Origin of the sequence: Catenulispora yoronensis (assembly GCF_039531695.1) — a bacterium.
Classification (GTDB): domain Bacteria; phylum Actinomycetota; class Actinomycetes; order Streptomycetales; family Catenulisporaceae; genus Catenulispora; species Catenulispora yoronensis.
Map to the genome: position 1 here is coordinate 1 of NZ_BAAAQN010000094.1, position 19,034 is coordinate 19,034.

Below are 19,034 nucleotides of genomic sequence, written 5' to 3' on the forward strand. Positions count from 1 at the left end.
CTTCCCGCTCGAGGACTTAGACACTCATCGAGCTACACGGAAGGCCCTGCACTCATGCACCGATCAACCCTGAACCACCCCAAAGCATGGCCCACCACCAGCCACGTTCGGAAAGACAACAGGCTCTAAGAACTCGCGCCGCCGGCCAAGCCAGCAGCCGATCGGGCGACCCGACTCACCATCCAGCCCGGGCCCCAGCCTAAGTCCGCGCGCCGTCGACCTAACCAACAGCCGATCCACCCTAAGCACGCGCACCCCCACCAACCCCCGCCCGCTTCCGCGCCCGATACGCCGCCACATTCGCCCGCGTCGCACACCGGTCCGAGCAGTACCGCCGCGAGGAGTTGGTGGTGGTGTCGACGAACACCGCGCGGCAGCGTGTGGCTTCGCAGACGCCGAGGCGTTCCGGTCCGCGCTCGGCGATTGTGTAGGCCAGTCCCAGGGCTGCGCCGGTTACGAAGCGGCGGGCTGGGCCGCTTTCGGCGTCGGCGAGGTGCATGTGCCAGCCGTCGTCGTCGTGGTCGCTGATCGACAGGGAGGCTGGGAAGTCGACCAGGAGTTTGTTGACCGCCTGGACCGCGCTGCGGCCGTGGCCTGCCGCTGCCTGCTCGAAGATCCGGCGGAGGCGGGGGCGGACTGCGCGCAGTTCGCGAAGGCCGTCCTCGGCCGCCTTGTGGGAGACGGTCCAGGTGGCGGGCAGTAGACGTCGGAGATCCTGTTCGGAGCGGAGACTGTCTTGGTCCGCGCCGGGGATTTCCGTGTTCACCAGGTCGACCGCTCGCTCGGCGTAGGCAAGGATTTCCATCGGGGCTCTATGCCCGCGATCGTGGTCCCGAATCGTGGACACGGGGTGGCGGCGGGGGGCGGGGGTGAGACCTGTCAGGAAATGCAGGAAGAAATATTCATGATTCGGCGTCCAGGCGTTATCATCGCCGGGTGGCACAGACCGGCAGGCGGGACGCGTGGACGTTGCTGACCTCGCACGGCCATGTCCTGGTGGAGATCGCGCGGAACCCGGACGCGCGGATGCGGGAGCTCAGCGCGGCTGCCGGGATCACCGAGCGGGCGACGGCGGCGATCGTCGCCGATCTGGAGGCGGCGGGGTACGTCACCCGGCGCCGGGTCGGCCGGCGGAACCATTACTCCGTGAACCTGGACCTCCCGTTCCGCCACTCCGCGCAAGGCGATCTGCGGGTCGGGCCGTTCCTGGAACTGCTCGCCGAGCGGTTCCCGGACCAGCCGCCGCCGAAAAAGGACGTGTAAACCCCCGAATCCGGGTTATTGGACGCGGGTGACTCTCACGGCAGCGACCCAGACCCTCCTCGGGGACCGTTACCGACTCGGCGAACGCATCGCCCTCGGCGGCGCCGCCGAAGTCTACGAAGCCACCGACGTCCGGCTCTCGCGGCCGGTCGCGGTCAAGATCCTGATGGCCGCGGACCTCGGTCCGGACCACGTCGCCCGGTTCGCCGAGGAGGCGCGGCTGCTGGCCGCCGTCGGCCATCCGCACCTGGTCCCGCTGCTGGACGCCGGCCGCGACGGCGCGTGGCGCTACCTGGTCATGCCGCTGATCGAGGGCGAGGACCTGGGCCGGGTCATCCGGCGCGGACCGCTGCCGGCGGTGGACGTGGCCCGGGTCGGCGCGGCGCTGGCCGAGGCCCTGGCGCACATCCACGCCCGGGGGATCGTCCACCGCGACCTCAAGCCCGCCAACGTCCTGATGGACCCGTACGGCGGCATCTTCCTGGCCGACTTCGGCATCGCCCACGCCTGGGACGGCCCGGCGCGGACCGCCGCCGGATCCGTCGTCGGCACCGCCGGCTACCTCGCGCCGGAGCAGGCCCGCGGGCACGGCGCGCTGCCCGCCTCGGACGTGTTCTCGCTCGGACTGATCCTGCTGGAGGCCCTCACCGGGCAGCCGGAGTACACCGGTCCGCCGCTGGAGCGGCTGGCGGGCGTGGTCCACCGGGCGCCGCGCATCCCCGAGAACCTGCCGCCGCAGTGGCGCGCGCTGCTGGCGAGCATGCTGTGCCTGGACCCGGCGCGCCGACCCTCGGCCGGGCAACTACGGAGCCTGATCAGCCCCGGCGGAGCGGCGCCCCGGCACCGCAAGCCGCAGGACGACGTTTACGGCCGGTCCGGCGGGACAACCGGAGCGCGCCGCCGGTCCGGACGGACCGGCCGGCACGGAGCGACCCGGAAGGAGCGACTTCCATGACTTTCACGACCGACGGTTCCCAGGACGACCTGTACGACGAGGTCGACGAGTACAGCGCCGACGACGTACCCACGCGTCCCATCAAGACCGCGGCGCCCGCCGAGCAGTCCCAGGAGGGCGTCGCGGAACGACCCCTCGAACTCGACCCGCCCGCCGAGCAGCCCGACGGCACTCCGGCCCGGCCCCGGTCCGAGACCCTGCTGAACGACAGCCAGCGCGCGGCCTTCCTCAGCGAGTGGGACACCGTGCAGACCGGCTTCGTCACCGACCCCCGCCGCGCCGCCGAGGCCGCCGGGCGCCTGGTGCGGATCCTGGCGGACACCATCGCCGAGCGCGTGGGCGAGATCGCCGACAGCGTCGGGCATCCCGAGGCCGACGACGCCGACGACGTTGACGGAAGCAGCGCGACCAGTGCAGCCAACACGGCCGACACCAAGCTGTCCGAGCCGGAAGAAGAGAAGTGGCGCGAGCATCTGCTCCGCTGCCGCGAAGCGTTCCACGAGCTCATCGACAGCTGAGCCGGTTGGTTCGGCCGACTCGGCCGAACCAACCGAACCAGCCGACAAGACCGGTCACCGCCGCCCTGGGCGAGTGACCGTGCGGGATGCGGGCGCGTCGCCGAGAACCACGCGCTGCGCCAGCATCACACAAAGCACCCCCAGCAGCGCCCCGGCCAGAACGTCGCTGGGGTGGTGCATCCCCCGGTACAGGCGCGAGAAGCCGACCGCACAGGGCATCAGCAGCAACAGCCAGACCGGCCAGGCCGCGCCGTGCCGCCACAGCACCAGCGCCACAGCCGCATACAGTGCCACAGCCGCAGCGGTGTGTCCGGACGGAAAACTGGACGTCGGCGGGGCATGATCCAAGTGCTGAACCGTCGGCCGGGCCCGCTCGATCACCACCGTCGTCAGCAGGAACACGCTGACCTCGCTCACCAGCGCGGCCGCGACGAAGAACGACTCGATCCAGCGGTGAGTGAACACCCTGATCGCGAAGAACACGACCGCGCTGAGCGCGATGGCCGACTGCGTATTGCCCAGGGTGGAGAAGATCCCTGATGCCACGTTCAGCACGTGAGTCCGATGCGAAGCCAGGAACCGGTCCAGACCGTCCTCGGAGCGCAGCGGCCAATCATCCGCCAGCGATCCGGTGACCAGCCAGCCGATGAAGGCCAGGAGCGCGAAGATCACCACCAGTCCCGACACCAGCCAGACCGTCCGCCGGACGGCGGGATGACGGGTCGCGTGTGACTGCAAACCGGCTGCGGACGCTGTCACTTCTCACTCCCCCGCTCCACATGGAACTCCTCGCCCTGCGACAACTCGTCCGCCTCCTCCGGCTCCACGCCCTCGCGCACCGGACGCACCGGACGCAGCCCGTGCTCGACCCGCCAGGTCTGGAACACCGAGACCGTCGCCGCCAGCAACGCGACCGCCAGCAGCCACGCGCCGACCACATCGGTGACCCAGTGCACGCCGAGCGCGACCCGGCTGTATCCGACCGCGACCACCGCCAGCACCGCGAGCGTCCAGAGCACCGCCTTGCCCCGGCGGCCGAGCAACGGCAGCAGGACAAGGACGATGATCCCGCAGGCGAGCGCCGAAGCCATGGAGTGGCCGGACGGGAACGAGGCCCCGGGCGCATGGGCGAAGGGATTCGGCAGGTGCGGACGCGCCCGGTCGACCAGCGCCTTCAGCCCCGAATCCAGGACCGCGCCGGCGAGCATCGTCGAGGCCGCCCACAACGCCAGACGGCGCGCGCCGCGCACCCACAGCACCACGGCCAGCACCCCGATCACGACCCGGAACGGCATCGGACCGCCGATCTCCGACACCCGCAGCAGTACGCGGATGACCAAGGGATGGCCCGCGGCGTGGTCGTGGAGGTAGGTGGCGGTGTCCTGGTCGAGCTTCCGGAACGGATCCCAGGCGCTCTCCACCGCGACCGCCAGTAGCCCGGCGAGCGCGGCGGCCGGAACGGCGACGAAGAGGGTCAGGCCCAGCCGGGCTCCGAAGCGCTCATGCAGCCGTCGGCGGGGCGACAGGCGGACAGAGCTCGGCGCCTCGAATGATCCCGCCCCGGACGACGGTGTCCCGGACGACGGTGTCCCGGATGATGGCGTCCCGGAAGTTGGCGTCCCGGACGATCGTCTCCTGAACGATCGCCGCCCGAACAATCCCGTCCCGCTCATCGCACGGGCCCGTCCGCCGGCAGTTCCTCGAACTCCTTGCGGGTGCAGCGCAGCCGCAGACCGTTCGGTCCCTGCTCCAACAGCGCCATCGGGACCCGGCGCGGCGCGCCGCCCTCATGCCGGGGCCGGATGGACACCGCCGTGGCGAACGGTCCGCCAGGGTCCACGTCGACCCGCTCCACCTCGCCGACGAATCCTCCGTCGCCCTTGACCGCCGAACCAATGGCGATCTGGATGCTCTCACTCATGTCCGCACCTTCCTCCGCGCCTCGACCCGGTCCCGGTGTCCGCCACCTCATGAGATCAAACCGGTCCGGCGCCACGGATCGCGGGGGCGGCGTGTCGCTCAGTCCGCTCAGTCCGCTCGATCTGCCCGGTCTGCTCGATCTGCTTGGTCCGCCCGGTCCGCCCGGTCCGCCCGGTCCGCCCGGTCCAGCACCTCGGTGACCGCCGCGTCGCCGATCCCGGCGGCCCGCGCGGCGTCCGCCAAGCGCTCGCGGTCGACCATCGCGTCCAGGGCCCGCAGCTTCACGGCGGCGGCCCAGACCTCGCGTTCCTGCCGGACGAACTCGCCGAGCCCCAGATTGCCGGGTCGGACCTGCCCCGCGGTCCGGCCCGCGGCCTCCATCAACCCGGCCATCCAGGCCGAGCCGACGATCTCCTCCGCCTCGCGGACGGCTTCGTGCTCCTGGACTTCGCGCAGCAGCCGCCGATAGACAGAACGCTTGGTACGGAACCACGGGAATCTCATGCTCGCTCCCTGACTCTCCTCCGGTGAGCACTCCGGTACCCAGCAGCGCGGCGGCCTAACGCCCGAAATCGGAGGCGGTGAATCGCACCGTTTACCCCTGGAAGAGGCGGGCAGCAGGACCTCTCGCAGCCATCCCGAGGGCACGAGCCGAGGAGCGATGACCCATGACGCAGACAGTCGGCAACGGAATCAGCGCCCGCGTGCGGACGCGCGGGGAGTGAGCCGCCCATGGCCACCGGGGATGCCGAACGGCATCTGTCCATGGAGGAGGCCGCGCGGCGGTCCGCGGTCCGCGAGGCGGAGCAGACCGTCGCCGACGCCTGGATCGGCCGGCTGCTGACGGCCGAGAGCACGGCCGAGGCCGCGCTCGGCGCCTGCGAGCGGGTGCGGGCGCGCGTCGCCGCGCAGCTCCGGGCGGCGCAGCGGGAGGGCGATCTGCTCCTGCTCGGCCGCACGCACCAGGATCTGGAGGGCGCCGACCGGGCCTGGGCCCAGGCGCTGGAGGAGTACGAGCACGTCCGGACCGTGCTCGACCGCGAGCTCGCCGCGTGGGCCGACGCCACCGCGGAGCGGGTGCGGCAGGCGTGGACGGACCGTCCGGCCACCAGGCGTCGATGATCCCGGTCGAGCCCGCCGTCGTCACCATCCGCATCCCGGCCGACGCCACGTATCTCCCCCTGCTGCGCTCGGCCTGCGGCCAGCTGGCGCCGCGCCTGGGCTGCACCCTCGCCGAGGTCGCCGATCTGCGGCTGGCCGTGGACGAGGCCTGCGGGCTGCTGCTGTGCAACAGCGTGCGGCTGGCCCGGGGCTCCGAGCAGAACGACCTGACAGCCACGTTCCATGTCGAGGGCCCGGTGCTGCGCGTGACCGTGGCCGTGGAGGCCGACGCGTTCGCGCTGCCCGACGGCGACGAGTTCGGGTGGACGATCCTGAACGCCCTGGCCGACGGCTGCGCCCTGCACGTCGAAGGCACGACCGTCCGCGTGGAGATCCTGAAGAAGCACGCGGAGGGGAGGTAGGAATGGAATTCCCGGAGGACCGAGACCACGAACGAGCCGAAGCACGCGCCGCGCTGTTCCGGCTCCGCGCCCTGCCCGCCGACCACCCCGAGTACGAAGCCCTGCGCGACCACGTCATCGGCGAGTACATGGCCTACGCCCGCTTCGTCGCCCGCCGCTTCCGGCAGCGCGGCGAGCCGCCGCAGGACCTTGAACAGGTCGCCTATCTCGGCCTGGTCAAAGCGGTCGACAACTTCGACCCCGCATACGGCACCACGTTCCTGACCTACGCCACCCCGATCATCACCGGCGAGATCAAGCGCCATTTCCGGGACACGACCTGGGATCTGCACGTCCCGCGCCGGATGCAGGAGCTGTCGGCCCTGGTGCGGGGCGCGCAGGAGGAGCTGACCCAGCGGCTGGGGGCGGCGCCGAGCGCCGAGGACGTCGCGTTCTTCCTGGACCTGCCGCTGGACGAGGTCGTCGAGGCCTACGAGGCGGTCGCGGCCTACCACACCGCCTCGCTGGACGTGCCGATCGCGCTGGCCGACGGCGACGGCACCACGCTCGGCGAGCTGATCGGCGACGAGGACCCGGCCCTCGGCCTGGTGGTCGACCGCGAGGCGCTCAAACCGCTGCTGGAGCGGCTGACCGCGCGGGAGAAGCGGATCCTGCTGATGCGGTACTTCCGGAACATGTCGCAGGCCGAGATCGGCGCCGAGCTGGGCGTCTCGCAGATGCAAGTGTCCCGGCTGCTGTCGCAGATCCTGGAGCGTCTGCGGCAGCGGCTGGGAGCAGTCGGGTAGTGGGAGTAGTCCTCTATTAGCGGATCTACGGCTCCATCGGCTTATGAAACTCTGCTTATGAAACTCTGCTTATGAAACTCTGCTTACGAACCTCTGCTTATGAACCTCTCGGGCTTATGAAACCGCGCCGTCCGTCCGCATCCGTTCCAGCAGCGCCGGCACCGGCACCGTCGCGAACTCCACCCCCATGTCGCCGAAGCCGTAGGGAATGACCAGCGTGTCCTGATGCTTGAGCGGGCCGCAGGAGTAGACGACGTTGGGGACGTAGCCGTCGCGCTCGTCCGGGGAAGCGATCAGGAGCGGCTCCTTCAGAGCGGCGAGGACGCGGGACGGGTCGTCCAGGTCGAGCAGCAGCGCGCCGAGGGCGTAGACCCGCATCGCGCCGACGCCGTGCGTGAGGACCAGCCAGCCCTCCTCGGTCTCGACCGGCGACCCGCAGTTGCCGACCTGCATCAGGTCCCAGTTGTGGAACGGGACCTCCAGGTCGCGGGCCTCGGGCCAGACCCGGCCGTCCTGCGAGGTGGCCAGGGAGTTGGACTCCCGGTCCCAGCGGGACAGCGCGGCGTACTGGCCGTTGATCTTGCGCGGGAACAGGGCCAGGCCCTTGTTGCCGACGGCCTTGCCGAACAGCTGCGACATGCGGAAAGTACGGAAGTCGTCGGTCTCCAGCACCTGGGTGCGGGTCTCGGAGCCGTCGTAGGCGGTGTAGGTGGCGCGGTAGGTCGAGCGGCCGTCGTCGTCGGTGAAGCGGACGAAGCGGGCGTCCTCGATGCCGTGCCGCTCGGTCGGCGAGGTCGGCCAGAGCACGTTCTCCGAGACGTCCCGGTCCTCCGGGAACTGGACGCGGTACTGGCAGGCGATGAACCAATGCACCCGCGAGAGGGTCTGGAACGTCCGCTCCAGCACCAGCAGCTCCGGGCTCAGCGCGCCGAGCAGCCCCTCCAGTTCCGCTTCGGTGAAGTTCTCGGGGAGGTGGTGCAGGAGGAAGGCGAGGATCTCGTCGTCCTCATAGGGCCGGTTCAGGGCGTGCGCGAGTTGGGTGCGGCTGTAGGTGGCGGTGTGCAGATGGCCGGTGCCGGCGTACGGCGACGGCGGGTCGACGGTCAGCTCGCCGTTCGGCCCGACGATCCCGGTCCGGAACTCCACGCACGACAAGTGCCCCTCGCCGATGGCGCGGGCGCTCATCAGGAAGCGCAGCTGACCGGGTTCCAGGCCGCTCTGATCGGGATGCGCGACCATCGAGGGGTTGGTGAAGGCCGCGCCCTCGATGGCGTACTCGTGGGTGAAATGGGCGCCGATCAACAGTTCGCGCAGCCCGCTGAGCTTGGCCTCGCCCGGCACCCGGTGCGCCACCACGCGGAAGTTGTCGGCGAACGTCCGCTCCAGGTCGCGGTGCCGGCCGCCGAACCCGGCGACCAGCCGTTCGTAGGCCAGCTCGACCTCGTCGTCGGTCAGCGCCATGATCCGGCGCACCACCGCGGCCGCGCGCGAACTCATCTCCGGCGGGTGCGCGCCGGGCACGAACAGCCGGGCGACCACCCGGCTGGGATCCCGGTTCAGCCGCAGCCGCCGGCGGGTGACCAGCAGCTCGTCGACCGCTATGCCGCCGACGGCGGCGCGGACGACCGGCGGGACTGCTTCGGAAACCGTCATCATCATCTCCTTGCTGCTGAAAGGCCTCCTTTAGCCGCACGTCCGCCTCCTAAACGGCGGACCGTGCGTTTGATCCATCCAGGGCTGGTCACACAGCACACCATGAGCGACACAGAAGCCGGCGGCATCGACCCGGAGCGCTATGACGCGGCCGAGGAGCTGGACCAGCTGGAGGCCCAGGACTCGCAAATCGGCGGGTCGGACCCGCTGGAAGAAGGCTACTCCCCGCCCGAGCGCCCGCTCGGGATGCGCGAGGAGCTGACGCTGGACCAGCGGCTGGCCGAGGAGGTGCCCGAGGAGGGCGAGGACCCGGACGAGCTGGCCGCCGCGGCGGACTCGGCCGGGGCCGGCGCGCGCCGGAGCGGTGCGGGCCGGGACGCCGCGGGCCGGGACGACGGCGTCGGCGACCTGTCCGACGGCGACGGCGAACCGCTGGACGACCAGGTCGGCACCGGCCGGTCCGGCCGCCTGGTCGCCCCGGACGAGGGCGCGCACCCGGACCGCGAGACCGACCTGGTCGCCGAGGACGTCGGCATCGACGGCGGCGCCGCGTCGGCCGAGGAGGCGGCCGTCCACGTGGTGGACGACGAGTCGCTCTGAGCCGGCTGCTCCCTCCGATCCGCCTGCTCCACCTGTTCCACCCGATCGACCTGTTCCACCCGATCCACCAGTTCCACCCGCTCGACCCACGGAGGTGGCAACCACCGATGACGATGACGCCGATCACCGACAACCCGATGGTCCACGAGCTCTACGAGCTCCCGGCCCCGACCTTGAGCGTCTACCTGAACCCGCCCTCCCCCGGACCCGGCATCGACGACACCGAGCTGCGGATCCGCGCGGTGCTCGACGAGCTGCGCCGCTCGGGCGCGCCCTCGGACGCGCTGGAGGCGCTGGGCGAAGTGCTCGGCACCCTGCGATCCGGCGCGGCGCCGACAGCGGCCTTCGTCGGCGCCGACGGCCGGACGCGCATGTTCGCGCTGCCCGGCGCCGAGTTCGAGGACCAGGCGCACTGCGGGGCGGTGCCGCACATCCTTCCGCTGCTGCACTGGCGCCAACAGCATCCGGCCTACGCGACGGTCATGCTCGACCGCACCGGCGCCGAGCTCGTCGTGCAGCCGGCCGGCGCCGCCGAGCCCGTGCGCGCCGCGATCACCGGCCCCGACGACGAGATCGAGCGCAACGCCCCCGGCGGCTCGGCGCAGCCGCGCTACCAGCGGCGCGCCGAGGACTCGTGGCAGCACAACGCCGGGCGGGTCGCCGAGGCGGTGGCCGAGGCGCTGGCGGCGGCCCGGGCCAAGCTGCTGATAGTCGGCGGCGACGTGCGCGCCGAGCAGTACTTCCTGGACCGCCTGCCGGTAAGCGTCCATTCCGAGGTGGCGATCAAGTCCATCCCCGGCGGCCGCGCCCCCGACGGCTCGGAGCACCAGCGCGCCGACCAGGTCCAGGCGGCCGTCCGCGAGTTCGTGGACGAGGAGAGCCTGCGCACGCTGGAACGCGTCCAGGACCGGTCCGGCCCCGGCGGCCTGGGCGTGCAGGGCCCCTCCGCCACGGTCCACGCGCTGGCCCGGGCCCAGGTCCAGGTGCTGCTGCTGACACCGCCGGAGCCCGGGGCCGAGGAGTCCGAACCCTCGACCGCCTGGTTCGGCCCGCGGCCGACCGACATCTCCGAACACCGCACCGGCGTCCTGGTGCCCGACGGGCGCCCGGCGCACGCACGGTTCCAGGACGTGCTGGTCCGAGCGGCCGTCCTGACCGACGCGGATATCAGGATTCTGCCCGAGGGCCTGGAGGACGACGGCCCGCGGCGCGGGGTCGCGGCGCTGTGCCGCTTCGCAGTGTCCTGACGGGAGCCTGAGCGAGGCCGGGCCGGAGGGCCGGAAGGCCGGCGCGGCGGCGTCCCGCGCGTCAGCGGCGCTCGCCCGCCGGCGTCACCGCCCCGTCGAGGACGATTCCGGAGCCGTCGGCCTGGACACCGAGCAGCGCGGGCTCGGCCGACGGCGGCGCGTCCGGCTCGTCCACCGGCCCGGACACCAGCCCGAAATGGAACACGGCCAGCGGCTGCGTCCGGTCGCCGGTGCCGTAGCCGAGCGTCTTCGGCCGCCGCGGGTCGGCGCTGCCGAAGACCACCGAGGGCCGCCCGAACGTCTGCACGGTCGCGCTCAGGCTGCGATCGGTCTCGGCCCACTCGAAGAGGCTCTCCACAAGGTTCTGATACGCCACCGGGTTCATGGTCCGGTCCAAGCGCAACCACCCGCGCTGGTAGGCGTCCTGGCCCAGCTGGGAGGCCACGACGAAGGTCTCCGGGTCGGGAAACATCCGCTGGAAGTAGGTCAGCACGCTCAACCGGGCGTGCGTGTCGGGGAACCAGATCGGCGGATCGGCCTCGGAGCTTGGTTCGGCTGCTTCGGCTGGTCCGCCTGCTTCGGCTGGTCCGCCTGCTTCGGCTGGTCCGCCTGGTTCGCCTGGTCCGCCTGGTCCGGGCTCGGTCGCCGCCAGCTGGTCCATGAGGGCGCGGACCGCGGTCTCGCCCCCGAACAGATCCGGGCGCCGCACCGCGTCGTTGAAGCTGCTCAGCAGCTCCCGCCGGTCCACCATCTCTGTCATGAACACAGTTTCCAGGGTCCGCACGCGGCTGTTCAAGGTCGTCGATGTCAGCCCTCAGCGATTGCTGTCCGCCGAATCGCCGTCGGCGCCCTGGCACTTGTGCTTGCCATGGCCGTTGCCCTTGTCGGAACGGCACGTCGTCGGAGCGTTGAGGACTTGATCGGCCGGGTGCTGCTGGACGACCGGAGCGCTCGTGGTGCCGGCAGGACGCGGTGAGGTGGCGCTCGGCGTCGCGGCCGGTGCCGTCGCCGGCGCCGGGGTCGGCGGCCGGGAGCCGGCCGGGCCGGCGCCGGGCGGGGCGGTCGTGACCGGCGCCGCCGGGCGCGAGGGGCCGGCGGCGCCGAAGGCCAGCCAGTCCGTCCCGACGCCGAGGCCGAGCACCGTGAGGGCGGCGAATCCCGCCGCGCCGAGCGCGGTCAGTCGGCGGCGGGAGGAGGCCTTGACCGGCACCGAGACCGGCTCGGAGACCGGCGCCGACGCCAGCACCGGCACTGGCGCTGGCACTGGCACTGACGCCAGCACCGGCACTGGCACTGGCACTGGCACTGGCGCCGACACCAGCACCGGCGTGAGCATCATCGTGTCGTCCTGCGCAGTCACCTCCGGCAGCGTGTCCTCCGCCGCCGCCAGCAGCCGTCCGGCCTCCGCCGCCGTCGGACGCTCCGACGGGTCCCGCGCCGTCATCATCCGCAGCGTCTCCAGCCACCCCGGGCCCAGCCGCGCGGGGATGACCGGCGGCCGCAGCGCGTTGGCGACGGCGCGCTCCAGCGGCGTGCCGCGATACGTCCGCTCGCCGGTCAGCGCCTCCAGCAGCACCAGTCCCAGCGCGTAGACATCCGCCGCCGGTGTCGTCGCATGTCCTTCGGCCTGCTCAGGAGCCAGATACCCGGCCGTGCCGACCACGCAGTTGGTGGCCGTCAGCGCCGGGCCGTCCTCGGCGTGCGCGAACCCGAAATCCGCCAGAAACGGCATTCCGTCCTCGGCCAGCAGCACGTTGCTGGGCTTGACGTCGCGATGGACGATGCCGCGCGCGTGAATGTGGGACAGCGCCTCGGCCAGCGCCGTGCCGATCTTCTTCGCCTCCCGCGGCCCGACCGGTCCCCGCGCCACCATGTTCGCCAACGTCGTACCGCGGACCAGCGGCATCACGATGAAGCTCTGCCCGTCGGCACTCCGTCCCGCGTCGAACAGCGGCAGCAGATGCGGGTGCGACAGCGCGGTCAGGATCCGCACCTCTTCGCTGACCCGCTGCGCGTTGCCGCCGGGGTTCCCGTCCCGGAAGACCTTCACCGCGACCTCGCGCCGCAGCACGGAATCTTCGGCTTCGTAAACGCACGCCGTGGCGCCCTCGCCGACGAGCCGGCCGAGAACGTACCTCTCCCCCACGTCCATCAGCTGCCCCTCTCCACTTCAGTCGTCCGGCTGCCGCGCTGTACCCCAATGGCGCCACACCATGCGCTCCGGTCCGAACAGGCCACATGGACACCGGTGCCCCCGGAACCAGCCGAGTTTGGTCGAGAAGTTCTCAGACAGGGCGAATACCATGTCATAGGACAGTTCGCGGAGGTGAGCCCATGTCCTGTGAAGAGGAGCTCAACGCGCTACGGCGCGCCGAGCAGGACCTCGCCCTGTTCCGGCAGCAGTCCTCAGGAGCGGGGACGACCGGTCCGGAGCCCGAACCGCTACCGGCTCATCCCGAAGGCTCCGCCGACGCCGTTCAGCGCCTCGCCGAGCTGACGGCGGCCGTCCAGGACCGCCAGGACGCCTACAACAGCTGCCTCGGCCACCTCGCGAGCGTGTCGGCGATCGAGGCGCTGATGCGCGACGCGACCGGCAAACCGCTCGGCGGCGGCGCCGGTCCGCCGATGTAGCCGGGGCCGGACCGGCCGATCAGCCCGAGCACGCCGTGGCGGACCGGCCGATCAGCCCAATTAACCTGACCGGCCCGATCAGCCCGAGCAGCCCGACCAGCCCGTGGCCGACTCCGCCGTGTACCGCCGCGCCAGTCGTGATCCCAGCCTGGTCACGATCTCGTAGCCGATCGTCCCGGCGGCCCGGGCCCAGTCCTCGGCCGTCGGCTCGCCGTCGGCGCCGGGACCGAACAGCACGACCTCGTCCCCGGCGCTCGCGTCCAACCCGGTCAGGTCCACCACGAACTGGTCCATCGCCACCGGCCCGAGGATCCCGACCCGCCGGCCCCCGACCGACACCTCCGCGCTGCGTCCCGCACCACGCGGGACGCCGTCGGCATAGCCGAGCGGCACCAGGCCCAGCGCAGTGGGGCGCCGCGTAGCCGTCGCGTGTCCGTACGACACCGTGTGACCGGCCGGGACGTGTTTCACAGCACTGAGACGTGCACGCAACGTCAGCGCCGGACGCAGACCGAAGCCGGCGGCGGTGGCGACGGCCGGCGCGGGCGAGAGTCCATAAGCCGCCAGCCCCGGCCGAACGAGATCGTAGTGCGCAGCGGGAGTCAGCAGCGTCGCGGCCGAGTTGGCAAGGTGGCGCAGCTCCGGATCGAGTCCGGCGGCGCGCGCCACGGCACAGGCTTCCTCAAAGGCTGCGATCTGCCGCGCGGTGCAGTCGCACGTCGGATCGTCGGCACAGGACAGGTGTGACCAGATGCCGACCACCCGGACCACTCCATCCCGTTCGGCACGGCGAGCGGCGGCGACCAGCGCGGGCCAGTCCTCGCGGCTCGCGCCGCCCCGGCCCAGCCCGGTGTCGACCTTGAGATGTACGCGCGCCGGTCCCCCGGTGGCGACCACGCCGTCCAACGCCCAGCGCGCGCCGACCGAAATGTCGACCTCGGCCGCGACGAGCGGGGCGAAGTCCTGGCCCGGGCTGTGCAGCCAGGTCAGCAGGCGTCCGCGGTCTCCGTCGGCCCGGAGGGCGAGGGCCTCCCCCGGCAGCGCCGTGCCGAGCCACGGCACACCCGCCGCGCGGGCCTCGCGCGCGCAGGTCGCGGCGCCGTGGCCGTACGCGTCGGCCTTCACCACGACCATCAGCTGCGACGTCGGCGCGGCGGCCCGCAACCGCTCGATGTTGGACCGGAAGGCGGCGAGATCGACCACTGCTTCGGCGCGGAGATCGACCACGCCGACCGCACCCTGCTCCTCACCAGCCTGGCTCCGCCGCATGCGGCGAATCTGCCATCGCCACCCCGGCCCGCCGGGCCTCGGCGACGGAACAGATCCTCAGCGTCCAGTTCCTTGACGCTGGCCCCGCGCCCCGCCGGGCGTTCCTTAGCGTGATTCCTATGAACAGCATCGCGGTGCGGGACCACACTTGGCCGGTCAGTTCGACGTGGGCCGACGGGCAGCTGCGGATCGCGGGCCTGGGCGTGCGCGAGCTCGCGGCCGAGTACGGGACCCCGCTCTACATCCTCGACGAGGCCGACTTCCGGGCCCGGTGCACCGCCTACGTCGACGCCTTCCCCGACGGCGACGTCCATTACGGCGGCAAAGCGTTCCTTGCCCCGGCCGTCGTCGGCTGGCTGGCGGAGCTCGGCCTGTGCCTCGACGTGTGCAGCGGCGGTGAGCTGGCGGTGGCGCGCGTCGGCGGGATGCCGCCGGAGCGGGTGGTGTTCCACGGCAACAACAAGTCCAGCGCCGAGATCCGCCAGGCGGTGGCGTGGGGCGTGGGCTGCATCGTCCTGGACTCGCTCCACGAGTTGGAGCGCGTCACCGCCGCCGGGGAGGACCTCGGCACCCGTCAGAAGGTCATGGTCCGGGTGAAGCCCGGCATCGACGCCGCCACCCACGCCGCCCTGGCCACCGGAGGCGAACGCACGAAGTTCGGCCTGTCCATGGCCTCCGGCGACGCCGCCGAGGCGGTCCGCCGGGTGCTGGCCGAGCCGCACCTGGAGCTCGTCGGGCTGCACTCCCACATCGGCTCGCAGATCTTCGACCTCGAATCCTTCGGCCTGGCGGCCCGGCGCATGGTGGCCTTCCTGCGCACGATCGAGCGGGAGCACCGCGTCACCATCGGCCACCTCGACCTCGGCGGCGGCCTGGGATTCCGCTACCTGCCCGGCGATCCGCCCGCGCCGACCCCGGCCGAACTCGCCGAGGTCCTGCGCGCCGCGGTCCCCGGCGACATCCGCCTGGCCGTGGAGCCCGGCCGCTCCATCGCCGGCCGGACCACGGTCGCGCTCTACGAGGTCGGGACGGTCAAGGAGCACTTCGTGGCCGTCGACGGCGGCATGAGCGACAACCCGCGCCCGGCCACCTACGGCGCCGTCTACACCGCCGCGCTGGCCTCCCGCGAGAGCGACGCCGAGCCGCGCCGGATGACGGTGGTCGGCAAGCACTGCGAGTCCGGCGACATCCTCATCGAGGACGTCGACCTGCCCGGCGACATCGCCCCCGGCGACCTGATCGCGATCCCGTGCTCGGGCGCGTACCAGCGGGCCTCGGCGAGCAACTACAACCTGGTGACGCGGCCGCCGGTGGTGGCGGTCGGCGAGAGCGGGGCACGCGTGATCGTGCGGCGGGAGACGGAGGAGGACCTGCTGCGGCTCTACCCGGAGACGCGGGCCTGAGGTCGAGAAGCAAGCCGAGAAGCAAACCGAGAAGCACGCCGAAAGCCCTGGCGGGAGTCGAAGGCCCTTCACTCCCGCCAGGGCGGCTCCAGCACGGCTGCCGAGCATGGTGGCCGAGTCCTGACTCGGCCACCATGCAGCACCCGTGTTTGGGGAACGTCGAGCAGTCCTTCGGACTGCAAGTCAGAGCGCTGGTTCAGGGGATCCGGTCCCCGATCACCGGTCCGCCGGCGGATCCGCCAGCACCTGGTCCAGGAACGTCAGCGTGCCGGCGTCGGCGTCCAGCCGCGCCCGCACCCCCACCGGATACGTCTGCATCTCGCAGTTGTGCCCGATGTTCACCCCGGCCAGCACCGGCACCCCGAGGTCGGAGAACCGCTCGGCCAGCATGGCGTCGATCTGCGCGGGGTCGTCGCCCATCTCGGTGAACGTCCCGAGGATGATCCCCCGCACGCCGTCCAGGTAGCCCTTGGCGCGGCGGATCTGCGTCATGATCCGGTCCATCCGGAACGGCAGCTCGTCGACGTCCTCCAGGAACAGGATCGCGTCCTTGGCCGGGTAGGAGGTGTCGGTGCCGAAGTTGGCGGTGATCAGCGTGGCGGTGCCGCCGAGCGTCAGCCCCTCGGCGACGCCGGGCACCAGCGTCCGGGAACCCGGGAAGCTGAGCCGCGTCACGGCCGACGGCGTGAACAGGAGCTTCATCAGCTCCTTGAAGTCGTACTCGTCAGGCCCCTGCCAGAAGCCGCCGCAGGCCACCATCGGCCCGAACAGCGACACCCAGCCGAGCTTGACCGCGATCGCCTCCAGCAGCGCCGTGACGTCGGAGTACCCGACGACCACCTTCGGCGCCGAGGCGTCGATCCGGTCCCAGTCCATCGCTTCGAGCGTGCGCTGCGCGCCGTAGCCGCCCTGGGCGAGGAACACGCCGGCGTACTTCGGATCGGTCAGCGCGCGCATCAGGTCGCCGGTGCGCTCGGCGTCCGTGCCGGCCAGGTAGTCGTACCTGCTTCCGGTGTCCCGGGCGGTGCCGAACACCTCCGGCTTGAGCCCGACGGCCTCCATGGCCCGCAGCCCGGACTCCAGATGTTCCTGGCTGTGGACCGGCGAGGACGCGCAGAGCACCGCGATGGTGTCTCCGGGCTTCAGACCGGGCGGGCGGAGCAGAGTCATGCGTTCTCCCAAGCGTTCGAGACGTCGGTGGCGGGCGGGTCGAGGTCGAGCAGGTGGCACGCGGCGCCGGAGACGTCGGCGGCCAGGACCGGCAGCTCCCGCCGGTCGCAGGCGGCTCGCTCCCGGTCCGCCGCGGAGGCCCCGGCCCAGCGGCCGCACCGCGGGTGGAACCGGCAGCCGGCCGGGATCGCCGTCGGGTCCGGCGGCTCCCCGCTGAGCAGCGTGGGCCGCCAGTCCTCGGCGCCGCTGGGCACCACCGAGAGCAGGGCCTTGGTATAAGGATGCCTCGGATTGAGCAGAACCTCCTCGACCGTCCCCTGTTCCACGATCCGTCCCAGGTACATCACCGCGACCCGGTCGGCGATGTTCCACGCCAGCCCCAGGTCGTGGCTGACCACCAGCGCGGACAGGCCGAGGTCGTCGCGCAGCCGCAGCAGCAGCTTCAGGATCTCGCCGCGCACCGAGGCGTCCAGCGACGCCACCGGCTCGTCGGCGACGATCAGCGAGGGGTTCAGGGCCAGCGCGCCGGCGATGACGACCCGCTGCTGCTGCCCGCCGGACAGCTCGTGCGGGTAGCGGTGGTAGAAGTCCTCCGGCGGCCGCAGCCCGGCCCTGGTCAGCGCGTCGTGGACGGTCTCCTTCAGATCGTCCTTGAGCCCGTGCAGCCGCGGCCCCTCGGCCACCGCGTCGAACACGTTCTGCTTCGGGTTCAGCGCCCCGCCGGGGTCCTGGAGCACCAGCTGCGTGTGCCGCCGGTACGCCTTCAGCGCCTTCGCCGAGTAGTCCAGCGGCGTGCCCTGGTACAGCACCTGCCCCCGGCTCGGCTTGACCAGCCCGACCAGCGTCCGGGCCAGCGTCGACTTCCCGCACCCGGACTCGCCGATCAGCGCGACGATCTCGCCGTCGCCGATCCGCAGGTCGACCCCGTCCACCGCGCGCGCCGGACCGACCCCGCCGCGCGGCGGGTACACGACCGACAGGTCCCTGACTTCGAGCGTCACAGCGCACCGCCTCCCCTCTCCGGCCGCGCCAGCAGGCACGCGGACTCCCGGTCCGGCCCCGCCGGCCACAGCAGCATCTTCTCGGTGCGGCATCCGTCGTGGACCCGCGCGCAGCGCGGCGCGAACGCGCAGCCGTCGTCGGAGACGTCCGAGGGCCGCGGCGGGTCCCCGGCCAGGCCTTGCGGCGCGCGCCGCGAGGCCGGGTCCCCGATGGTCGGGAACGCCCGGGACAGCGCGGTGGTGTAGGGGTGCCGCGGGTCCTCCAGCACCTGGCGCGACGGTCCGAGCTCGACGATCCGGCCCGCGTACATCACCGCGAGCCGGTCGCAGGTGTGCGCCAGCAGCGACAGGTCGTGGGTGATCATCATGACCGCGATCCCGGCGTCCTTGACCAGGTCGCCGAGCAGCTCCAGGATCTGCGCCTGGACCATCACGTCCAGCGCGGTGGTCGGCTCGTCGGCGATGATCAGGTCCGGCCGGCAGGCCAGGGCCATGGCGATCATCACCCGCTGGCGCTGGCCGCCGGAGAACTCGTGCGGGTGGGCGCGCATCCGCTGCGCCGGGATGCCGACGCTGTCCAGCAGCTGCGCGACGCGCTTCTCGGCGGCCTTCGTCGAGACCTTGTCGTGCAGCACGATCGGCTCGGCGATCTGGTCGGCGACGGTGCGCACCGGGTTCAACGCGCTCATCGCGCCCTGGAACACCACCGAGGCCCCGGCCCAGCGCACTGCGCGCAGCCGGGACCAGCCGGTGGTCAGCAGGTTCTCGCCCTTGAACAGCACCTCGCCGGTGACCTCGGCCCGACCGCCGTGCAGCCGCATCAGGCTCAGCGCCATCGTCGACTTGCCGCAGCCGGACTCCCCGGCCACGCCGAGGGTGTCGCCGGCGGCCAGGGTGAAGCCGACGCCGCGCACCGCCGGGACCGTGCGGTCCCCGGAGCGGTAGGTGACGTGGAGGTCGCGGACCTCCAGCAGCGGCGGCGCCGTCCCGGCGCTGTTCGGCCCGGCGTCGGGCGGCTGTGCGCTGGTCGGCCCGGCGCTAGTCGGCTGGGCGCTCATCGGTTCAGTACTCATCGGCCCGGTGCCGGTCGGATCGG

At 72.1% G+C, this 19,034-nt stretch carries 22 protein-coding genes; 10 read left to right on the forward strand and 12 right to left on the reverse strand.

The window, feature by feature from the left end; genetic code table 11:
* Positions 1–241: 241 nt before the first annotated feature.
* Positions 242–805, reverse strand: coding sequence for a CGNR zinc finger domain-containing protein (locus ABD481_RS43675; RefSeq protein ID WP_344671823.1), 564 nt, complete (start codon positions 803–805; stop codon positions 242–244).
* 131 nt (positions 806–936) lie between these two features.
* Here ABD481_RS43675 and ABD481_RS43680 point away from each other — a divergent pair, with 131 nt between their 5' ends.
* Genes ABD481_RS43680 through ABD481_RS43690 form a run of 3 tightly spaced genes read left to right on the forward strand, consistent with a single transcriptional unit; the run spans position 937 to position 2,736 of the window.
* The gene (locus ABD481_RS43680) at positions 937–1,263 is read left to right on the forward strand and encodes a helix-turn-helix transcriptional regulator (protein ID WP_344671824.1); all 327 of its coding nucleotides are present in this window, start codon (positions 937–939) and stop codon (positions 1,261–1,263) included.
* Positions 1,264–1,291: 28 nt separating this feature from the next.
* The gene (locus ABD481_RS43685) at positions 1,292–2,218 is read left to right on the forward strand and encodes a serine/threonine-protein kinase (protein WP_344671825.1); all 927 of its coding nucleotides are present in this window, start codon (positions 1,292–1,294) and stop codon (positions 2,216–2,218) included.
* Entirely contained in the window at positions 2,215–2,736 is a 522-nt protein-coding gene (locus ABD481_RS43690; RefSeq protein ID WP_344671826.1) for a hypothetical protein, read from the forward strand. Before ABD481_RS43685 ends, ABD481_RS43690 begins: the two co-directional genes overlap by 4 nt.
* A 54-nt stretch (positions 2,737–2,790) precedes the next feature.
* On the opposite strand, the gene ABD481_RS43695 is transcribed toward ABD481_RS43690, so the two are convergent.
* The 4 genes from ABD481_RS43695 to ABD481_RS43710 form a co-directional block, all read right to left on the reverse strand.
* Complete coding sequence (locus tag ABD481_RS43695) at positions 2,791–3,423, reverse strand: phosphatase PAP2 family protein (RefSeq protein ID WP_344671827.1); 633 nt, start codon at positions 3,421–3,423, stop codon at positions 2,791–2,793.
* 68 nt (positions 3,424–3,491) lie between these two features.
* Positions 3,492–4,157, reverse strand: coding sequence for a phosphatase PAP2 family protein (locus ABD481_RS43700; protein ID WP_344671828.1), 666 nt, complete (start codon positions 4,155–4,157; stop codon positions 3,492–3,494).
* 248 nt (positions 4,158–4,405) lie between these two features.
* On the reverse strand, positions 4,406–4,657 hold the full coding sequence (locus ABD481_RS43705) for a hypothetical protein (protein WP_344671829.1): 252 nt from the start codon (positions 4,655–4,657) through the stop codon (positions 4,406–4,408).
* Positions 4,658–4,764: 107 nt separating this feature from the next.
* A complete protein-coding gene (locus ABD481_RS43710) occupies positions 4,765–5,160 on the reverse strand; it encodes a hypothetical protein (RefSeq protein ID WP_344671830.1) in 396 nt (131 codons plus the stop codon).
* A gap of 228 nt (positions 5,161–5,388) precedes the next feature.
* Here ABD481_RS43710 and ABD481_RS43715 point away from each other — a divergent pair, with 228 nt between their 5' ends.
* Genes ABD481_RS43715 through ABD481_RS43725 form a run of 3 tightly spaced genes read left to right on the forward strand, consistent with a single transcriptional unit; the run spans position 5,389 to position 6,964 of the window.
* A complete protein-coding gene (locus ABD481_RS43715) occupies positions 5,389–5,778 on the forward strand; it encodes a hypothetical protein (protein ID WP_344671831.1) in 390 nt (129 codons plus the stop codon).
* Positions 5,745–6,179 (forward strand): ATP-binding protein, encoded by a 435-nt coding sequence (locus ABD481_RS43720; protein ID WP_344671832.1) that lies wholly within the window; start codon positions 5,745–5,747, stop codon positions 6,177–6,179. The genes ABD481_RS43715 and ABD481_RS43720 overlap by 34 nt, the downstream gene beginning before the upstream one ends.
* Before the next feature lie 2 nt (positions 6,180–6,181).
* A complete protein-coding gene (locus tag ABD481_RS43725; protein ID WP_344671833.1) occupies positions 6,182–6,964 on the forward strand; it encodes a SigB/SigF/SigG family RNA polymerase sigma factor in 783 nt (260 codons plus the stop codon).
* A gap of 114 nt (positions 6,965–7,078) precedes the next feature.
* On the opposite strand, the gene ABD481_RS43730 is transcribed toward ABD481_RS43725, so the two are convergent.
* Positions 7,079–8,617 (reverse strand): glycoside hydrolase family 130 protein, encoded by a 1,539-nt coding sequence (locus ABD481_RS43730; RefSeq protein WP_344671834.1) that lies wholly within the window; start codon positions 8,615–8,617, stop codon positions 7,079–7,081.
* Between the two features lie 102 nt (positions 8,618–8,719).
* Here ABD481_RS43730 and ABD481_RS43735 point away from each other — a divergent pair, with 102 nt between their 5' ends.
* Positions 8,720–9,217 (forward strand): DUF5709 domain-containing protein, encoded by a 498-nt coding sequence (locus ABD481_RS43735; protein ID WP_344671835.1) that lies wholly within the window; start codon positions 8,720–8,722, stop codon positions 9,215–9,217.
* Positions 9,218–9,324: 107 nt separating this feature from the next.
* On the forward strand, positions 9,325–10,464 hold the full coding sequence (locus tag ABD481_RS43740; protein ID WP_344671836.1) for a baeRF2 domain-containing protein: 1,140 nt from the start codon (positions 9,325–9,327) through the stop codon (positions 10,462–10,464).
* Between the two features lie 61 nt (positions 10,465–10,525).
* Here ABD481_RS43740 and ABD481_RS43745 read toward each other — a convergent pair whose 3' ends face one another.
* Positions 10,526–11,224 (reverse strand): hypothetical protein, encoded by a 699-nt coding sequence (locus ABD481_RS43745; RefSeq protein WP_344671837.1) that lies wholly within the window; start codon positions 11,222–11,224, stop codon positions 10,526–10,528.
* 54 nt (positions 11,225–11,278) lie between these two features.
* Positions 11,279–12,616, reverse strand: coding sequence for a serine/threonine-protein kinase (locus tag ABD481_RS43750; RefSeq protein ID WP_344671838.1), 1,338 nt, complete (start codon positions 12,614–12,616; stop codon positions 11,279–11,281).
* Positions 12,617–12,798: 182 nt separating this feature from the next.
* On the opposite strand from ABD481_RS43750, the gene ABD481_RS43755 reads away from it, so the two are divergent.
* Positions 12,799–13,095 carry a hypothetical protein gene (locus tag ABD481_RS43755; protein WP_344671839.1) on the forward strand — a complete coding sequence of 99 codons (297 nt, stop codon included), beginning with the start codon at positions 12,799–12,801 and terminating at the stop codon, positions 13,093–13,095.
* Positions 13,096–13,173: 78 nt separating this feature from the next.
* On the opposite strand, the gene alr is transcribed toward ABD481_RS43755, so the two are convergent.
* Entirely contained in the window at positions 13,174–14,364 is a 1,191-nt protein-coding gene (gene alr / locus ABD481_RS43760) for an alanine racemase (protein ID WP_344671840.1), read from the reverse strand.
* Between the two features lie 119 nt (positions 14,365–14,483).
* Here alr and lysA point away from each other — a divergent pair, with 119 nt between their 5' ends.
* Positions 14,484–15,767 (forward strand): diaminopimelate decarboxylase, encoded by a 1,284-nt coding sequence (lysA, locus tag ABD481_RS43765; protein WP_344671841.1) that lies wholly within the window; start codon positions 14,484–14,486, stop codon positions 15,765–15,767.
* A gap of 216 nt (positions 15,768–15,983) precedes the next feature.
* Here lysA and ABD481_RS43770 read toward each other — a convergent pair whose 3' ends face one another.
* From ABD481_RS43770 to ABD481_RS43780, 3 genes are read right to left on the reverse strand one after another with little or no spacing between them, the layout of a single operon-like run.
* Positions 15,984–16,937, reverse strand: coding sequence for a S66 peptidase family protein (locus ABD481_RS43770; protein ID WP_344671842.1), 954 nt, complete (start codon positions 16,935–16,937; stop codon positions 15,984–15,986).
* Complete coding sequence (locus ABD481_RS43775; RefSeq protein WP_425559417.1) at positions 16,934–18,031, reverse strand: ABC transporter ATP-binding protein; 1,098 nt, start codon at positions 18,029–18,031, stop codon at positions 16,934–16,936. Before ABD481_RS43775 ends, ABD481_RS43770 begins: the two co-directional genes overlap by 4 nt.
* Positions 17,935–18,996 (reverse strand): ABC transporter ATP-binding protein, encoded by a 1,062-nt coding sequence (locus ABD481_RS43780; RefSeq protein WP_425559418.1) that lies wholly within the window; start codon positions 18,994–18,996, stop codon positions 17,935–17,937. Before ABD481_RS43780 ends, ABD481_RS43775 begins: the two co-directional genes overlap by 97 nt.
* Between the last annotated feature and the right edge of the window lie 38 nt (positions 18,997–19,034).